Below are 16,679 nucleotides of genomic sequence, written 5' to 3'. Positions count from 1 at the left end.
CCCCGAACACCGCCACATCACCACCCAAAGCACCCACCCCAAACCCGCCCACCGAACGGCGGTCCTCCCATGACCCAACGCGAACTCCTCCCCACCGCCCCCGGCCCGCGCATCCGGGCCGTCCTGCTCGACCTCCTGCGGCAAGCGAAAGCCCGCGCGATCGGGTCCTTCGCCTTCGTCGTCGGCGCGACCGCGATCGGCCTGCTCACCGCTCCCCTGCTCGGCCGCGTCGTCGACCTCGTCGCCACCCGGCAGCCCGCGGCCGCGCTCGCGTACCCGATCGCCGGTCTGGTCCTGGTCGCCGCGACGTCCGCGGTCGCCACCGCCATCGGCGTCTCGATGCTCGCCCGGCTCGGCGAAACCATGCTCGCCGACCTGCGCGAACGGTTCATCGACCGCGCCCTCGGCCTGCCGCTGGAGCAGGTCGAAAAAGCCGGTTCCGGCGACCTGACCGCCCGGGTCACCAACGACGTCTCCGTCGTCGCCGACGCGGTCCGGCAAGCGCTGCCCGCGCTCGCCCGTTCGGTGCTGACGATCGTGCTGACCCTGGTCGCGATGGCGATCCTCGACTGGCGTTTCCTCGCCGCCGCCCTGCTGGCGGTCCCGATCCAGCTCCACACCGTCCGCTGGTACGTCCGCCGCGCGACCCCGTTGTATGCCGCCCAGCGAACCGCCGTCGGCGCGCAGCAGCAACAGCTTCTCGACACCATCGGCGGTGCCAAAACCGTCCGCGCATTCCGGCTCGCGGACGCGCACGTCGACCGGGTCCGCGAACGGTCTAACGGCGCGGTCGAGCTGGCATTGCGCGGAGTCCGCCTCGCCACCCGGTTCTACGGCCGGCTGAATCTCGCCGAGTTCGTCGGCCTTTCCGCGGTACTGGCGGCCGGTTTTCTGTTGGTGGGCGCGAATCTCGCGACGGTCGGCGTCGCGACGGCGGCCGCGTTGTACTTCCACAGCCTGTTCGGGCCGATCAACACCGCACTCGCGCTGGTCGACGACGCGCAGGCGGCCACCGCGAGCCTGTCCCGGCTGATCGGCGTCGCGGATCTGCCCGCACCGGCCGAACCCACCCGCGTCGGCCGTCCCGTCGACGCCTCAGTGAAGGCAGCCGGCGTCGGACACTCCTATGTGGACGACCATCCGGTGCTGCGCGACGTCGACCTCGAGGTCGCGCCGGGCGAACGCATCGCGCTGGTCGGGGCGAGCGGGGCCGGGAAGACGACGCTGGCCAAGCTGATCGCCGGGATCCACCAGGCCAGCAGCGGCACGGTGTCCATCGGCGGCGTTCCGCTCGACCAGCTCGGCCCGGCCGCCACCCGGCGCGCGGTCGCGTTGATCAGCCAGGAAGTGCACGTCTTCAGCGGGCCGCTGGCCGACGATCTCCGCCTCGCCGCGCCAGAAGCCACCGACGGAGACCTCCAGGCAGCACTGGCCAAGGTCGGCGCGGCCGGGTGGGTCGAGGCATTGCCGGACGGGCTCGCGACGGTCGTCGGAGAGGGCGGGCATCGGCTGACTGTCACGCAGGCTCAGCAGCTCGCGCTCGTACGGTTGGTCCTCGCCGATCCGCCGGTCGCGATCCTCGACGAGGCGACGGCTGAGGCAGGCAGCGCAGGGGCGAAAACGCTGGAAGCCGCTGCAGCCGCCGCACTCGAAGGACGCACCGGCCTGATCGTGGCGCACCGATTGACCCAGGCAGCGGCTTCGGACCGCATTGTCGTTCTGGACGCCGGAGTGGTCGTGGAGTCCGGGACGCACGACGAACTGGTCGCGGCCGGAGGCCGGTACGCCACGCTCTGGACCGCCTGGTCCGGCCTGCGCAGCCACCGTCCGTGAGGGGAACCCTGGTCGAGTTCCCCTCACGGCCTTCAGGACGTTCGGCGCAGCGAAAGCGGGCGCAGGTCGGTCCAGGTCCGCTCGATGTGGTCCAGGCAGGCCTGCCGCACGTCCGGACCGAAGGCGGTCCGCCACCCGTCGGGCACGGCCACGAAATCCGGCCACAGGCTGTGCTGGCCCTCGTCGTTCACGAGGACCCGGTAAACGCCGTCGGGGTTTTCGAACGGATTCGTCATCGCTCAGTCCTTTCCCTGCCTCAGCGGATCCCGCTGACCGCGTACTCCACCGGATCCGCTCCAGCCGCCCGCCGGTCCACAATGGACTGCAGGATCTCGCCCACCCGCACCGCGGTGTTCGACAGCAGCGACGACGTGATCCCGTGCGTGTGCTCGGTGCCGCCCTGCAAGTAGAGCCCGCCGCGCACGGACGGGTCGGTGGTGATCCGGTAGTCGCGTTCGACCTTCAACCGGCCCTCGCCGTCGCGGCGGCAGTGACCGGCCAAGCCTCCGAGCAGCGGCGTCGGGTCCGCGGGCAGGTAGCCGGTCGCGTAGACGACCGCGTCGGCGTCCAGCACCGAACGCTCGCCGGTCGCCAGCGATTCGACCGTCGCGCGCACGTGCGTGTCTTGGTCGGCGACCTCGACCGGACGCGAGACGTTGAACAGCCGCAACCGTTCCACGCCGAGCACCTTTTCCTGGTAGCGCCGCCGGTACAGCTCGTCGATGAGATCGAGGTCGACCGCGGAGTAGTTCGTCGCGCCGTGGTAGCGCATGAGGCGTTCCTTGACCGGTTCGCTTGCCGCGTAGAAGGAATCGACCCCCTCCGGGTCGAAAATCCGGTTGGCGAACGCACTGTCGTCGGCGGGGCTGTAGCCATAGCGCGCGAACACTGCGCACACCTCGGCACGCGGGAACTCGTCGTGCAGCAAGGCGGCGACCTCGGCCGCGCTCTGCCCGGCGCCGATCACCACGAACCGCCGCGCGTCCGTGCCGCGCAACGACTCGACGCGGTCCAGCAGCTCGCTGTTGTGCCAGATCCGGTCTCCGGCGACGACCCCGTCCGGCAGTTTCGCGCGCAATCCGGTGCCCAGCACGAGGTTCCGCGCCCGCAGCTCGGTGATTTCGCCGTCCACGCGGGCGCGCACGTCGAAGAACGCGACCTCGGCGCCGTCGTGCACCGGCTCGACCGAAACGACTTCGCTGCCGTAGGACACCAGGTCGTCGACCTTCGCCGCGGCCCATTCGAAGTAGTCGTGGAACTCGACGCGCAGCGGGAACAGGGTCTTGTGGTTGATGAAATCGACCAGCCGCCCCTTCTCGTGCAGGTAGTTCAGGAAGGTGAACGCGCTCGCCGGGTTCCGCATCGTCGCCAGGTCCTTGAGGAACGACACCTGCATGGTCGCGGTGTCGATCAGCATCCCGCGATGCCAGCCGAAGCGGGGCTGGCGCTCCAGGAAGTGCGCCGTGACCGTCTCCCCCGAGCCCGCGTTGTGCTCGGCGAGGGCGATCGCGAGCGCGAGGTTGGACGGCCCGAACCCGACTCCGACCACGTCGTACACCGGCACCTGGCTGTCCTCGGCCCCTGCTCGTGACATGAAAGTCCCCTAGCGCGGCACTGCCGCATCACCGTTCTCGACTGACCAATGCTCAAGAAACCCTAACCTAACTTAGGTAAGCCTCAACTAGTACTGTCTGGGTGATGTTCGTCCCGACCACGAAAGGTGCACCGCCGATGCGCGTGGCCATGTTCGGCTACCAGACCTGGGGACACCGCACCCTGAAGGCCCTCCTCGACGCAGGCCAGGACGTGCGGCTGGTGGTCACCCACCCGCCGAGCGACCACGCCTACGAACGGATCTGGAGCGATTCGGTCGCCGGACTGGCCGAGGAGCACGGAATCCGCACCCTGCTGCGCACCCGCCCGGACGACGCGGAACTGCTCGACGAACTGAAGACGGCGGACCTCGACCTGATCGTCGCGAACAACTGGCGCACCTGGCTGCCGCCGGAGATCTTCGACCTGCCGCGCCACGGCACCCTCAACGTGCACGACTCGCTGCTGCCCGCGTACGCCGGCTTCTCCCCCATCATCTGGGCTCTGATCAACGGCGAGCCGGAAGTCGGCGTCACGGCGCACATGATGAACGACGAACTCGACGCCGGCGACATCGTCGCCCAGCGCGCGGTCGCGGTCGGCCCGCGCGACACCGCCACGGATCTGTTCCACCGCACCGTGGATCTCATCGAACCGCTCGTGACCGAAGCACTGGGCCTGATCGAATCCGGCACGGTGGTCCCCATCGCGCAGGACCGGACCAAGGCGAGCTTCTTCCACAAACGCGCCCCGCGCGACAGCCTCATCGACTGGACCTGGTCCGCCGAGGAACTGGACCGCCTGGTGCGCGCCCAATCCGACCCGTACCCCAACGCCTTCGCCTACCACCGCGGCGAGCAACTGCGCATCGTGCGCGCCTCGGTTTCGGACGGCCACTACGGCGGAACCCCGGGCCGCATCTTCATCCGCGAAGGCGAGGGCGTGGTGATCGTCGCCGGACGCGACGCACGGCGCGGCCAGTCGCCGGGGCTCCGGATCGAACGCGTCCGGACGGCTGACGATCGGGAACTGTCGGCGGCGGAGTACTTCACGACCATGGGCGGGTATCTCACCGACCGTCCGTAGCCGCCGCCCTCGGCCTCGGACCCCACCTCCGCGACGAGCCGGGTCCGAGGCCGAGATTCAAGTTAGGCTAGCCTTACCTACCTCACACCGCTAGCCTGGCGGCATGAGCGCTGTACTGGTGATGGGCGCGACCGGAAAGGTCGGCCGGCACGTGGTGGCCCGCTTGCGGGAACTGGGGCACGCGGCGCGGCCCGTCTCCCGGTCCAGCCCGGTCCGCTTCGACTGGGCGGACCGTTCCACCTGGCAGCCCGCGCTCGCCGGGGCGGACACGCTGTACCTCAACGTATGGGGCGTGGTCGGCACGGCGGATCCCGCGGAGTTCACGGAACTGGCGGTGCGGTCGGGAGTCCGGCGGATCGTGGCATTGTCCGGCCGCGGCGACGACGGCGAGGACTACCTGCTGAAAACCCCGTACGGCCCCTGGGCGCAGGCGGTGATCGACGGCGAGCGCGCGGCCGGCGAGAGCGGCGCGGAATGGACGATCGTGCGCCCGTGCTGGTTCGCGCAGACCTTCGAGGAAGACCCGAAACTGTCCGAACTGCGCGACGGCGAAGTCGCGATCCCGGTCGGCGACGGCGCAGTGCCCTTCGTGGACGCCACCGACATCGCCGCGGTCGCCGTCGCCGCCCTCACCGAAGACGGGCATCAGGAGCAGACCTACGAACTTTCCGGACCGGAACCGCTGACGTTCCCGGAGGCGGTAGCCGAGATCGCGAGGGCGACCGGCCGGGAGATCAGGCAGATGCCGGTGGAGATACCGGAGTACGTGCGCCGCCTGATCGGCCGCGGCTACGACCGCGCGTCGGCGGAAATGCAGGCAGGCCCGTTCGAATGGCTGCACCGGGGGAAAACCGGCTTCCTCAGCGACGGCGTCCAGCGCGCGATCGGGCGCGAGCCGAGGGGTTTCGCCGACTACGCCAAGCGGGCGGCGGCGACGGGCGTGTGGTCCGCGGGCGCACCGAAGTGACCGCGGTTCCGTTCTAGCGCTCGGAAACCTTGCCCCCGTCGACTTCCAGCCGCCGCGTCACCGAAACCGCGTCCAGCATCCGGCGGTCGTGCGTCACCAGCAGCAGCGTGCCCGGGTAACTGTCCAAAGCGGACTCGAGCTGTTCGATCGCGGGCAGGTCCAGGTGGTTGGTCGGCTCGTCCAGCACCAGCAGGTTGACGCCGCGCGCCTGCAGCAGCGCCAGCGCCGCCCGGGTGCGCTCGCCCGGCGAAAGCGTCGCGGCCGAACGCAGCACGTGTGCGGCCTTGAGCCCGAATTTCGCCAGCAGGGTACGGACTTCCGCGTCGGCGAGCGACGGGACCTCCTGCGCGAACGCGTCCGCCAGCGGGAGGTCGCCGAGGAACAGCCTGCGGGCCTGGTCGACCTCGCCGACCACCACGCCCGGTCCGAGCGCGGCGTCGCCCTCGTCCAGCGGCAGCCGGCCCAGCAACGCCGCCAGCAGCGTGGATTTGCCCGCGCCGTTCGCCCCGGTGATGGCGACCTTGTCCGCCCAGTCGATCTGCAGGTCCACCGGCCCGAGGGTGAACTCGCCGCGCCGCACGACCGCGCCCCGCAGCGTCGCGACCACCGCGCCCGCGCGCGGAGCGGCCGCGATCTCCATCCGCAGCTCCCACTCCTTGCGGGGCTCCTCGACGACGTCGAGCCGCTCGATCATCCGGTCCGTCTGGCGCGCCTTCGAAGCTTGCTTCTCGGTGGCCTCGCTGCGGAATTTGCGGCCGACCTTGTCGTTGTCGGTCGCCTTGCGGCGGGCGTTCTTGACGCCCTTCTCCATCCACGCGCGCTGCATGCCCGCCCGGGCCTCCAGCGCCGCCCGGGTATTGGCATATTCCTCGTAGTCCTCGCGCGCGTGCCGCCGCGCGACCGCCCGTTCCTCCAAATAGGACTCGTACCCGCCGCCGTACGTCTTCACTTGCTGCTGCGCCAGGTCCAGCTCCACCACGCGGTCCACCGTGCGGGCCAGGAACTCGCGGTCGTGGCTCACCAGCACGGTTCCCCCGCGCAGCCCGGTGACGAACCGTTCCAGCCGGGCGAGCCCGTCGAGGTCGAGGTCGTTCGTCGGCTCGTCGAGCAGAAAGATGTCGTAGCGGCTGAGCAGCAGCGACGCCAGCCCGGCGCGCGCGGCCTGCCCGCCGGAGAGGGAAACCATCGGCTGGTCGAGGTCGACCGCCAGCCCGAGGTCCGCGGCGACCTCGCCGGCGCGGTCGTCCAGGTCGGCGCCGCCGAGCGCGAGCCAGCGGTCCAGCGCGGTGCCGTATGCGTCGTCGGCGCCGTCCTCGCCCGCGGTCAGCGCGTCCGTCGCCGCGTCGAGTGCGGTTTGCGCGGCCGCGACCCCGGTGCGCCGCGCGAGGAAGGCGCGCACCGACTCGCCCTCGCGCCGCTCCGGTTCCTGCGGCAGGTGCCCGACGGTGGCGGTAGGCGGGTTCAGCCGGACCTCCCCGGATTCCGGGCGGGCCAGCCCGGCCAGCGTCCGGAGCAGGGTGGACTTCCCGGCGCCGTTGACGCCGACCAGCCCGATCACCTCGCCAGGGGCGACGACGAGATCGAGACCGGAGAAGAGGACGCGGTCACCGTGGCCCGCGGCCAGGTCCTTCGCGACGAGTGTGGCGCTCATATCGGAGCCGAGTTTACGGGGAGCCCGCGCGCAGCGTGCCGCGTGTCGGCTCCGTCACTCCGAGTGGGTACTCTGGGCGGGTTGCCGGGTCCAACAAGAGCAGTGAGGTCGGTGAAAAGCGATGGCGGAACCCGCCCCGGTCCCGTTCGGACAGGGGAAGCAGCGGGCTCCCCGGCCGACCGTCAGCAGGCGGCGCGAGGTGAGCCACGCCAGCGCGCGGTCGCTGCTGATGACCGTGCTGGGCGAGTACGTGCTGCCCCGCGACCGTCCGGTGTGGACGTCGATCCTGGTCGAATCGCTCGGCATGCTCGACATCGAGGAGAAGTCCGCGCGCCAGGCGCTGGCCCGGTCCGCGGGCGAGGGCTGGCTGGTGTCCGAGCGCATCGGCCGCCGCGTCCGGTGGTCGCTGACCCCGCCCGGGCGGCGGCTGCTCACCGAGGGCGCCGAGCGCATATACGCCTTCGGCCGCGACGCGCACGCCTGGGAAAACCGCTGGCTGATGCTGATCGTCTCGGTGCCGGAGGCGAAACGCGACCTGCGCCACCGCCTCCGCACCCGCCTCACCTGGGCCGGTTTCGGTTCGCCGGTGGCGGGCGTCTGGGTGAGCCCCGATCCGAGCCGCGAGCCCGAGGCGCAGAAGATCGTCGCGGAGCTGGGACTCGAGGCGCAGGCGATGTCCTTCACCGCGGAGTACGGCGCGATCGGCGACCAGGAAAGCATGGTCGCGCGGTCGTGGGACCTGTCCGAGCTGACCGACCGGTACGAGGACTTCATCGACCGCTTCACCGGCGTGTCGCCCTCGGGCGCGCAGGCAGTGCTGCGCGCGCAGACCGAACTGGTGCACGAGTGGCGGCGTTTCCCGTTCCTCGACCCGCAGCTGCCCGCGGAGCTGCTGCCCGCGAGCTGGAGCGGAGCCAAGGCAGCTGAACTGTTCCACCGCAAACACGTGGAATGGCGGCCGGCAGCGCAGGCGTACTGGGACGAACTCACCGCGAACGAGGAGCAAGCATGACGAGGCTGGAACGCGACGGCGGGCTCGCCGTGCTCACCATCGACGAACCGCCGCTCAACCTGTACACGAAGCCGCTGCAGGACGCGCTCCTCGACGCGATCGGCTCGCTGGAGGAAACCCCCGCCCGAGCCCTCCTGATCCGCGCCGAAGGCCGCGTCGTCAGCGGCGGCGTCGATGTCGCACTGTTCGACGCCCAGTCTTCTGCGGCCGAAGCCAAAGTGCTGTTCGACGAGATGCTCAGCCTCCCGGATCGCCTTGCCGCACTGCCGTTCCCGACCGTCTTCGCCGCCCACAGCCTCTGCCTGACGTGGGCTTTCGAGGTCGCGATGGCCTGCGATCTGCTGCTCGCGTCCTCCCGCGCGAAGTTCGGCCTGGTCGAGAAGGTCGTCGGCCTGACCCCCACCATGGGCGGCACCCAACGCCTAGCCGCCCGGGCCGGGGTCGCCCGCGCGAAGGAGTTCGTCTTCACCGGCACTCCTTTCGACGCCGCCACGCTGGAGCGATGGAATGTCGTCAACCGGGTACTGCCAGACGAAGGCTTCGACGAGGCTGCCCGGGAATTCACGCGGCAACTCGCCGAGGGACCGACGCGGGCTCATGCCGCCACGAAGCAGATCCTGGCGCACTTCGAACACGGCGGGGTGCCGGAGGCGAACGAGCACGTGACGGCCATCGCGGCGGAGCTGTACAACACCGAGGACTTGCGGGGCGCGGTGAAGTCGTTCCTCGCTGAGGGCCCCGGGAAGGCTCGGTTCAGCGGCCGCTGATGCGGCTTCGCTGCCCCTTGTGCCGGGGTCGGTTTTTATGCCGGTTTGTGCAGGTCAGGAGATAAAGGAGACCTCGTTGCAGGGGCGGTTGGAGGACCCGCTAGAGTAGTCGCATCGCACTTCACGAGGGGTTCCTCGGGGAGTGAGGAGTCCGGGCTGTGGCGCAGTTTGGTAGCGCACTTGACTGGGGGTCAAGGGGTCGCAGGTTCAAATCCTGTCAGCCCGACCGGACGAACAAGCCGCTTGACTTGGGTGAGAACCCAGGTCGGGCGGCTTTTTTGCTTCGGGGACTTGGTCTTGCCCACGACGTCCCCAGCAGCCGCTTGGGGACCAGATGGGGACCCCGTCGCGTCCGATGTGGATGGTGGTCCGGTCTCTACCCCGATCAATGGGAAAAGCGGGTTGCGGGCCGGATAGCATTCCCGGGTGTCGGATGTGGGGGACGAACCTTTCGGCTGGGCCAATGATCCGTCGGTGGTCATGGTGTGCCTGACCTTCGTCCGGGATGCATCCCTGGACGAGATCTTCAGGGTGCTCGCCGCGCAGCCGTTTGGGACAGTGGCTACGCCCTTCTCGTTGGGCGACCTGACAGACAGCACCAACAGCGGCATTCGTGTCGCACAGGACGGTCAGTGGGCGGTGGTCGTCGAGCTGGAATCCCTGGCGGCTACCAAATCGGAGATCCTCGCCGCGCTGTCCCGCGGGCGTGAGGTCGTGCAGGTTTTTCGCACCGGATCGGGGATGGAGAACTTCAGCTACTGGCGCGACGGCGAACAGTGGTGCCAGTTCGACCCGATCAATCCCTCCGTCCGGACAGGAAGCCGCCCCGACAGTCTGGTCGCCGAGATGCGGGCCTGCGGCATCTCCCCCGACGGCGGGGCGATGGTGGAGGGCACCGGGCTGTACAGGCTGGCTGCGACGCTGACCGGCCTGGTCGCTGACACGGCGCTCGTGCTCGATGCCGCGCTTCCGGCCGGAGCGATTCCCCGGCGACGTCGCAGGCAGCTGCCGGACGGTCCATGATTCAGAACCACGGCCAGACTGGCTTCGTGGACAACAACATCGACCTCGACGCCGCCGAGCAGCAGATCGCACAACGGCGGGTCGGCTGGCGCAGGCTCGGCATTGTCGCGGGCGAGACCACCTGGCGGGAGTGCGACGGATGGCCGCACCGGATCACGACTGATCGCGCGACGGTCGCCGACGTCGATTCGATCGGTGTCGAGCTCGCCAAAGGCACGCAGCTGGGAATCATCGTGCTGTTCGCCGGCGGCTGGGCGGACTTCATGTTCTATAACGGCGTCGACGACGGCATCGGCATCGTGGAGGCGCCCGGGTGGAACGATCCGCTTGACGTCGGCAGATTCGGCCAGCTCCTTGATCGGCTCACCAAGCTGTTCTCGTAGCTGCGCACCTGGTGCCAAGCCGGAGAACAAAAGAGTTCGCCTGGCGTCAACCGCGGGCGAGCAGTGCGTACGCGGTGGAAGCGGCCTGCCGAAGGAGGCTCGCGTCCGAGCGGGCGCGGGCCAGGACGTAGCCGCCCTGGACTACTGACAGCACCATCGTCGCCAGCTCCGCCGCCGGGAGGTCGGCCCGTACGGCACCGGCTTCCTGGGCGTCTTGGATCGCGGGCTCGATCAGTTCGGCGACCCGGCGGAAAGCCTCACCGATGGGCTCGATCAGATGCGGGTCGTCGAGCACCGCGCGGTCGTGCGTGAGACCGCCGATCTTGCATCCGGCGAGCGCGTCTCGCTCGTCCAGCAGGTAGCGGCGCAATCGGACTAGACCGGGTTCCGTTCCGGCGAGGGCGGCCTCCGCGGCTGCGACGACGGCGTTCGCGTTCGCGGCGATCGCGGCTGCTCCCAGGTCGGTCTTCGCCGGGAAGTGGTGGTAGAAGCTGCCCTGGCCGACCCCGCTGGCGGCCATCACCTGGCGCGGGCTCGTCGCTGTGTAGCCGGACTGCCAGATCAACTCTGCGCCCGTCTCGATCAGCTTCGTGCGGTTGTCGCTCACGCCCCAACCATACCTACCTCTAGGTATGGTGGCTGCATGAGCGAAGACATCACGTCGGACCGGCACCGTTTCGCGATCGGCACTATCGGAGGACCGACCGCGGTCATCGACTACGGCGGGCTGCGGTTCGTGACCGATCCGACCTTCGATCCGCCCGGCGATTACGGCGCGTACCGCAAGACCGAGGGACCGGCGGTTTCGCCCGCCGCGTTGGGGAGGGTGGACGCGGTTCTCCTCAGCCATGACCTCCATTGGGACAACTTCGACCGCGAGGGCCGGGTTTTCGCCCGGCGCGCTCCGTTGATCGTCACGGGCAGGCAGAGTGCCGAGCGCCTCGGGGCTCCGGCGATCGGGCTTGGCGATTTCGAGGTGCACGGGATAGCGGAGGTGCGCGTGCACGTGGTTCCGGCGCAGCACGGCCCACTCGACGGAGAGCGCGACGACGCCGGCAACATCAACACCGAAGTCCACGGGTTCGTCCTCGAATCCGCCGGGCTGCCCACGGTGTACGTCAGCGGCGACAACGCGGGCATCGGGCCGGTCAAGGCGATCGGGGCCGCGTTTCCCCGGATCGACGTCGCGGTTCTGCACGCCGGGGCCGCGCGGGTGCCGGGCAAGAACGCGGGGAGGGCGCTGACGCTCACCTCGGCCCGGGCCGCCGACGTGGCCGCGTTGCTCGACGTCGGCCAGGTCGTCGCGGTCCATCACGAGGGCTGGTCCGTCTACAGCGAGAATTTCGCTGATCTGGAGCGCGAGTTCGCCGAAGCCGGGATCCGGTCTCGTCTGGTTCCTACGAAACCCGGCCGGTGGGCGCTCCGGCACGAAGGGGTTTCGTCCTGACCGAAAGCCGAGCTGGGTTCAGTGCTCGTCTGCGACGCGCTGCGCCCGGGCGGAGAGTTCGGTCTTGCGGATTTTGCCCGTCGCGGTCATCGGGAACTCGCCGACGACCTCCACCAGCGGCACTTTGTACGGCGCCATCGCGGTTTTCGCCCACGTGCGCAGGTCTGAGGCGGTCACCGACGCGTCCGGGGCGAGGCTCACGAAGGCCACCGGCACCTGTCCCGATTCCGGATGCTCCGCGGGCACGACCGCGGCGGTGCGGACCGCGGGGTGCCGGGACAGCAGGAGTTCCACCTCGGCCGGGAACACGCTCATCCCTTTGACCTTGATCAAGTCCTTGTCCCGCCCCAGATAGTGCAGGCAGCCGTTCTCGTCGAGACGGCCGTTGTCGCCGGTGTGCAGCCAGCCGCCGGTCAACTGCGCGGCCGTCGCGTCGGGGCGGTTCCAGTAACCGGTCATCACCGACGGGCTGCGCACCACGATCTCCCCCGCTTCGCCGAGCGGAAGCGGGTCGAGCGTGCCGAAGCGGACCACGGCGAGGTCTGTGCCGGGCATCGGGACACCGCAGAACACTGGCTCCGCCAACAGGTCCTGGTCCTCGTCCGCCATGCCGTACGGCGTCGCGTCGAAGGTGTGCGTCTCAGTCATCCCGTACGCCGCTTCGCAAAGGACCGAATGTGCGCCGACGGCCTCGCGCCACGCCGCGCGCACGTCCTGGGTCAGCTTGCGCACGAACGAAACCGCCATCGGCATCTTGAGACTGGACAGGTCGCGGGCCGCGAGGTCGGGGCGCTCCAGGAGTTCGAGGTAGTTCTCCACCGTGCCGACCATGGACGTCACGCCGTGCCGTTCGATCGCCGTCAGCGCGGCCTCCGCGTCCCACCGGGTCATCAGCACCGACGTGCCGCCGAGGACGATCGGGTTCAGGATTCCCAGATCCTCGCCGGCGATCCAGAAAACCGGCAGGTAGCACAACGGCACGTACCCGGTCTCCACGGTGTGTCCGGTCGCCGCCACGGCCGTCGCCGCGGTGTAGAGCATGTGCCGCTGCGTGTGCTGGCAGCCCTTGGGCAGGCCGGTCGTCCCGCCGGTGTAGTTCAAGGCCGCCAACGCGTCCAGGTCGGCCGGGTGCTCCGGCGCGGGCGGGTGCGCGGCCGCTTCCGCCCAGGCGGTGGCGGCGAAACCGGTGGGCAGCACCGGGGAACCGCCTGCCGCCGACAACTCCCCCAGCGCCGTCACGAGCACCTGCCGCACCCGCGTCTCCGGCAGCGCGGCCGCCACGACCGGCAGCACGGTGTCGACCGCGACCAGGACCGTCGCGCCGCTGTCGGCGAGTTCGTAGACGAGTTCCTCCCGCTGGAACATCGGGTTCACCGGCACGTGCACCGCGCCGAGCCGCAGAACCGCCAGCATCGCAACGGTGAACTGCGGGCAGTTCGGCAGGTCCACCGCCACCCGGTCCCCTGCCCGCACGCCCGCGGCGGCCAGCCATCCGGCGACCCGGGCGACCAGGCCGGCGAGCTCGCGGTAGTCGATCGTCCGTCCTTCGTAGACGATCGCGGGCTGGTCGGGCCGTTCCCGCGCCCAGTGGTCGACGTGCCCGGGAATGCTCAGTTCGCCGAGCGGCAGCACGAGGCGGTCCGGAGTGTTCGCCGGCCGTACCCGGGCCTGGCGAGCGCGGACGTCGTCGAGATAGGTCTCGAGGTCCATGTGAGACTCCTTCGTCACCACGTGTCGATGCGCTTGCGGGGACCGGCCGTGCGCTCGCGCGGCAGCGTCCGGGTGATCCAGGCGCGGGTGTCGGCCGGGTCGATCACGTCGTCCATTTCGAACACGGTCGCCGCGGCCAGCGCTTTGCCGCGGCGGTAGCTCTCGGCGAGAAGCCGGTCGAACTCGCGCTGTTTCTCGGCGTGGTCGGAGATCGCGTCGAGTTCGCGGCGGTAGCCCAGCCGCACCGCGCCCTCCAGGCCCATCCCGCCGACCTCGCCGGTCGGCCACGCGACCATCGCTTCGGGCACCCGGAACCCGCCGCCCGCCATGGCCATCGCGCCGAGCCCGTACGCCTTGCGCAGCACCACGCCCACCATCGGCACGTCCAGATGCGCGCCCTCGACGAACATCCGGCCGAACCGGCGCACGGTCGCGGTCCGCTCGGCGTCCGGGCCGACCATGAATCCCGGTGTGTCCACCAGCGACACGACCGGGAGCCCGTGCGCGTCGCACAGCTGCAGGAACCGGGCGGCCTTGTCCGCGGCGTCGGCGTCGATCGCACCGCCGAGGTGGCGCGGGTTGTTGGCCAGCAAGCCCATCGGCCTGCCCTCGATGCGCACGAGTGCCGTGACGACGCCCGCTCCGAATCCGCGGCGCAGCTCCAGCACCGAATCCTCGTCGGCCAGCAGCTCGATCGCGCGCCGCACGTCGTAGACCCGGACCCGGTTTTCCGGCACCACGTGCCGCAACCGGCGCTGGTCCGCGACTGTCCATTCGCGACGGTCGCCCTGGAAGTACGACAGGTACCGCCGCGCCAGCTCCACTGCCTCGGCCTCGTCCGCGGCGACCAGATCGAGCACGCCGTTGGGTTCCTGCACCGAAACCGGGCCGATCTCCTCCGGCCGGTGCACGCCGAGGCCGCCGCCCTCGATCATCGCCGGGCCGCCCATGCCGATGTTCGCGTCCGCGGTCGCGATCACCACGTCGCACACCCCGAGCAGCGCCGCGTTTCCGGCGAAGCAGCGGCCGGACGCGATGCCGACAGTCGGCACCAGCCCGTTGAGCCTGCCCATCGCGGCGAACGTGTCGAGATCGAGCCCGCCCGCCGTCACCACGTCGGTGTCGCCCGGCCGCCCGCCGCCGCCCTCGGCGAACAGGACGAGCGGAAGCCGTTGCCGCGCAGCGAGATCCAGCATGCGATCGGTCTTCTCGTGGTTCATGAAACCCTGGGTGCCGGCGAGCACGGTGTAGTCGTAGGAGAGCACGACGCAGCGCGCGTCGGCGGTGTGCTCGGCGTTGACCGTGCCGATTCCCGCGATCAGGCCGTCCGCCGGGGTGGCGGCGATCAGGTCCGCTTCGGTGCGGCGCTGGCGTTGCGCGGCGATCACCAGCGCGCCGTACTCCAGGAAACTGCCGTCGTCGCACAGATCCGCGATGTTCTCCCGCGCGGTCCGGTGCCCGGTGCGCCGACGCTTCGCCACGGCTTCCGGACGTGCCTCGTCGAGACCGACCCGGTGCCGCTCCAGCACTTCTTCGAGGTCCGGCCGCACGTGCGCGGGGTCCGGTTCGGCCGGTCCGCTGCTCGCCCCGTGCTGGTCGGCGTCCGCGGTCAGTTCCACGAGCGGCTGGCCGGGCCGGGCGAGGTCCCCGACTCCGATGTGGACAGACCGGACCACGCCCGCGACCGGCGCCGCGAGCACGTGTTCCATCTTCATCGCTTCGAGCACCACGACCGGGTCGCCAGCCGCGACGCGAGCGCCTGACTCGGCGACGAAGACCACCGAACCGGCGAAGTCGGCCGCGATCCCGTCGCCTTCCGTCGCGGCCGGACGGTGTTCCGGCACCAGTTCGGCGAGGTGTTCGTCCACAAAGGACGTGGTCGCCGATCCCTGCCGGACTTCGTCGCGGGACAACAGTTCCCGGAGGAAGTCCGCGTTCGTGCCCGGTCCGTCGACCCGCACCTCGGCCAGCGCCGAACGGGCGGCGTCGATTGCCGCGGGCAGGTCTGCCGACGGGACGTGCGTGACGATTTTCGCCAGCAGCGAGTCGTACGTCGTGGTCGCGACCGCGCCGGCGTGCGCGGCGGTGTCGACCCGCACGCCCGGCCCGCCCGGCAGGTCCAGGGCCTCGATCCGCCCGGCCGTGGCGTGCGCCGTGCCGTCCGGCCGCAGTTCCTCCAGGTTGACCCGGCACTGCACGGCCGTCCCGCGCGCGGGCGGGATGTCTTCCTGCGCCAGCCCGAGTTCCGCGAGCGTCGCGCCCGCCGCGATCCGCAGCTGGGCGACCACCAGATCCAGTCCCGTGACCGCCTCGGTGACGGTGTGCTCGACCTGGATCCGCGGGTTCGCCTCCAGGAACGCGAACCGCGCCGGATCGTCCGCGTCGACCAGGAATTCGACGGTGCACAATCCGCGATAAGACACCGCGCCGGTCATCCTCGCCGCCGCGTCGCGCAGACGCGCCCGGCACTCTTCGGGCACCGTGCGGGCGGGCGCGACCTCGACCACCTTCTGGTGGCGGCGCTGCAGGCTGCACTCGCGATCCCACACGTGGCTGACCGAGCCCGTGCCGTCGCCGACGATCTGCACCTCGACATGCCGCGCCCGCGGCACCAGCTCCTCCACGAACACGGTGTCGTCGCCGAACGCCCGCAACGCCTCCGACCGGCATCGCTCGATCGCCCCCGGCAGTTCGGCCGCGTCGACGACTCGCCGGATCCCGCGTCCCCCGCCGCCCGCGACGGCCTTGACCATCACCCCGCGGCCCGCGCCGAGGCTCGCGAGGAACGCCTCCGCCGCGGCGACGTCCGGGGTCGAGCGGAGCACCGGCACACCGAGCTTCTCCGCCAGCCGCCGCGCGTCCGCCTTGTCTCCGAACGTCCGCAGCACCGCCGCGTCCGGCCCGGCGAACCGGACCCCGCGCGCCGCGCATAGCTCCGCCAGCGCAGCGCTTTCGGACAGGAAGCCGTAGCCCGGATGCAGCAGCTCGCAGCCGGTGCGTTCGGCGGCCGACACGAGCTGGTCCGCGTCGAGATACGGCCGGTCCCCGGCGAGCACTACGACCTCGTCGGCCAGCCGGTGCACCGGGCCGTCGGGCTCCTCGGCGGCTTTGACGGCCACCGCCCGCCAGCCGAGAGCGCGGGCGGCGCGCAGGACGCGAAGGGCGATCTCGCCGCGGTTGGCGATGAGGACGGAAGGCAAGGGCTGC

Annotated in this window: 14 protein-coding genes and 1 tRNA gene; 9 read left to right on the top strand and 6 right to left on the bottom strand. The window is 70.6% G+C overall.

Annotated elements, in window-relative coordinates; genetic code table 11:
- Window positions 1-69 precede the first annotated feature (69 nt).
- Complete coding sequence (locus tag FKO37_RS24410) at window positions 70-1,833, top strand: ABC transporter ATP-binding protein (RefSeq protein ID WP_238605879.1); 1,764 nt, start codon at window positions 70-72, stop codon at window positions 1,831-1,833.
- Between the two features lie 32 nt (window positions 1,834-1,865).
- On the opposite strand, the gene FKO37_RS24405 is transcribed toward FKO37_RS24410, so the two are convergent.
- Window positions 1,866-2,069 (bottom strand): MbtH family protein, encoded by a 204-nt coding sequence (locus tag FKO37_RS24405; RefSeq protein ID WP_238605878.1) that lies wholly within the window; start codon window positions 2,067-2,069, stop codon window positions 1,866-1,868.
- 20 nt (window positions 2,070-2,089) lie between these two features.
- On the bottom strand, window positions 2,090-3,427 hold the full coding sequence (locus FKO37_RS24400) for a lysine N(6)-hydroxylase/L-ornithine N(5)-oxygenase family protein (protein ID WP_238605877.1): 1,338 nt from the start codon (window positions 3,425-3,427) through the stop codon (window positions 2,090-2,092).
- A 137-nt stretch (window positions 3,428-3,564) separates the two neighbouring features.
- On the opposite strand from FKO37_RS24400, the gene FKO37_RS24395 reads away from it, so the two are divergent.
- Together FKO37_RS24395 and FKO37_RS24390 are read left to right on the top strand one after the other, a co-directional pair.
- Window positions 3,565-4,512: a methionyl-tRNA formyltransferase gene (locus FKO37_RS24395; RefSeq protein ID WP_238605876.1), complete on the top strand. Its 948-nt coding sequence runs from the start codon at window positions 3,565-3,567 to the stop codon at window positions 4,510-4,512.
- A 103-nt stretch (window positions 4,513-4,615) separates the two neighbouring features.
- Window positions 4,616-5,479 (top strand): NAD(P)H-binding protein, encoded by an 864-nt coding sequence (locus tag FKO37_RS24390; protein WP_037805648.1) that lies wholly within the window; start codon window positions 4,616-4,618, stop codon window positions 5,477-5,479.
- A 13-nt stretch (window positions 5,480-5,492) separates the two neighbouring features.
- Here FKO37_RS24390 and FKO37_RS24385 read toward each other — a convergent pair whose 3' ends face one another.
- Window positions 5,493-7,130 carry an ABC-F family ATP-binding cassette domain-containing protein gene (locus FKO37_RS24385; RefSeq protein ID WP_238605875.1) on the bottom strand — a complete coding sequence of 546 codons (1,638 nt, stop codon included), beginning with the start codon at window positions 7,128-7,130 and terminating at the stop codon, window positions 5,493-5,495.
- Window positions 7,131-7,251: 121 nt separating this feature from the next.
- Between FKO37_RS24385 and FKO37_RS24380 the strand changes: the two genes are divergently transcribed.
- From FKO37_RS24380 to FKO37_RS24360, 5 genes are all read left to right on the top strand, one after another.
- Window positions 7,252-8,142, top strand: coding sequence for a PaaX family transcriptional regulator C-terminal domain-containing protein (locus FKO37_RS24380; protein ID WP_078870119.1), 891 nt, complete (start codon window positions 7,252-7,254; stop codon window positions 8,140-8,142).
- A complete protein-coding gene (locus tag FKO37_RS24375) occupies window positions 8,139-8,909 on the top strand; it encodes an enoyl-CoA hydratase/isomerase family protein (protein ID WP_238605874.1) in 771 nt (256 codons plus the stop codon). Before FKO37_RS24380 ends, FKO37_RS24375 begins: the two co-directional genes overlap by 4 nt.
- Window positions 8,910-9,061: 152 nt before the next feature.
- Window positions 9,062-9,135 (top strand) — tRNA-Pro (locus FKO37_RS24370).
- Window positions 9,136-9,335: 200 nt separating this feature from the next.
- Window positions 9,336-9,932 (top strand): DUF6461 domain-containing protein, encoded by a 597-nt coding sequence (locus tag FKO37_RS24365; protein ID WP_238605873.1) that lies wholly within the window; start codon window positions 9,336-9,338, stop codon window positions 9,930-9,932.
- A gap of 26 nt (window positions 9,933-9,958) precedes the next feature.
- Window positions 9,959-10,315, top strand: a complete 357-nt coding sequence (locus tag FKO37_RS24360) for a hypothetical protein (RefSeq protein WP_238605872.1) — start codon at window positions 9,959-9,961, stop codon at window positions 10,313-10,315.
- A gap of 46 nt (window positions 10,316-10,361) precedes the next feature.
- Here FKO37_RS24360 and FKO37_RS24355 read toward each other — a convergent pair whose 3' ends face one another.
- Window positions 10,362-10,922, bottom strand: coding sequence for a TetR/AcrR family transcriptional regulator (locus FKO37_RS24355; RefSeq protein WP_167756305.1), 561 nt, complete (start codon window positions 10,920-10,922; stop codon window positions 10,362-10,364).
- A gap of 36 nt (window positions 10,923-10,958) precedes the next feature.
- Here FKO37_RS24355 and FKO37_RS24350 point away from each other — a divergent pair, with 36 nt between their 5' ends.
- Entirely contained in the window at window positions 10,959-11,762 is an 804-nt protein-coding gene (locus tag FKO37_RS24350) for an MBL fold metallo-hydrolase (RefSeq protein ID WP_238605871.1), read from the top strand.
- Window positions 11,763-11,780: 18 nt separating this feature from the next.
- Here the strand turns inward: FKO37_RS24350 and FKO37_RS24345 are convergent, their stop codons facing one another.
- Window positions 11,781-13,472, bottom strand: a complete 1,692-nt coding sequence (locus tag FKO37_RS24345; protein WP_238605870.1) for an AMP-binding protein — start codon at window positions 13,470-13,472, stop codon at window positions 11,781-11,783.
- A gap of 14 nt (window positions 13,473-13,486) precedes the next feature.
- Complete coding sequence (locus tag FKO37_RS24340) at window positions 13,487-16,672, bottom strand: carboxyl transferase domain-containing protein (RefSeq protein WP_238605869.1); 3,186 nt, start codon at window positions 16,670-16,672, stop codon at window positions 13,487-13,489.
- Between the last annotated feature and the right edge of the window lie 7 nt (window positions 16,673-16,679).

The sequence above is a fragment of the Amycolatopsis sp. Poz14 genome (assembly GCF_006704225.1).
Taxonomy (GTDB): domain Bacteria; phylum Actinomycetota; class Actinomycetes; order Mycobacteriales; family Pseudonocardiaceae; genus Amycolatopsis; species Amycolatopsis nivea.
This window is presented reverse-complemented; position numbering and strand designations above follow the sequence as displayed.

What these genes read in the sequence shown, in the direction of transcription:
- FKO37_RS24395 (WP_238605876.1), top strand. Translation starts at nt 3,565, where the DNA reads ATGCGCGTGGCCATGTTCGGCTACCAGACCTGGGGACACCGCACCCTG.
- FKO37_RS24380 (WP_078870119.1), top strand. Translation starts at nt 7,252, where the DNA reads ATGGCGGAACCCGCCCCGGTCCCGTTCGGACAGGGGAAGCAGCGGGCT.
- FKO37_RS24375 (WP_238605874.1), top strand. Translation starts at nt 8,139, where the DNA reads ATGACGAGGCTGGAACGCGACGGCGGGCTCGCCGTGCTCACCATCGAC.
- FKO37_RS24410 (WP_238605879.1), top strand. Translation starts at nt 70, where the DNA reads ATGACCCAACGCGAACTCCTCCCCACCGCCCCCGGCCCGCGCATCCGG.
- FKO37_RS24390 (WP_037805648.1), top strand. Translation starts at nt 4,616, where the DNA reads ATGAGCGCTGTACTGGTGATGGGCGCGACCGGAAAGGTCGGCCGGCAC.
- FKO37_RS24400 (WP_238605877.1), bottom strand. Translation starts at nt 3,427, where the DNA reads ATGTCACGAGCAGGGGCCGAGGACAGCCAGGTGCCGGTGTACGACGTG.
- FKO37_RS24345 (WP_238605870.1), bottom strand. Translation starts at nt 13,472, where the DNA reads ATGGACCTCGAGACCTATCTCGACGACGTCCGCGCTCGCCAGGCCCGG.
- FKO37_RS24405 (WP_238605878.1), bottom strand. Translation starts at nt 2,069, where the DNA reads ATGACGAATCCGTTCGAAAACCCCGACGGCGTTTACCGGGTCCTCGTG.
- FKO37_RS24385 (WP_238605875.1), bottom strand. Translation starts at nt 7,130, where the DNA reads ATGAGCGCCACACTCGTCGCGAAGGACCTGGCCGCGGGCCACGGTGAC.
- FKO37_RS24350 (WP_238605871.1), top strand. Translation starts at nt 10,959, where the DNA reads ATGAGCGAAGACATCACGTCGGACCGGCACCGTTTCGCGATCGGCACT.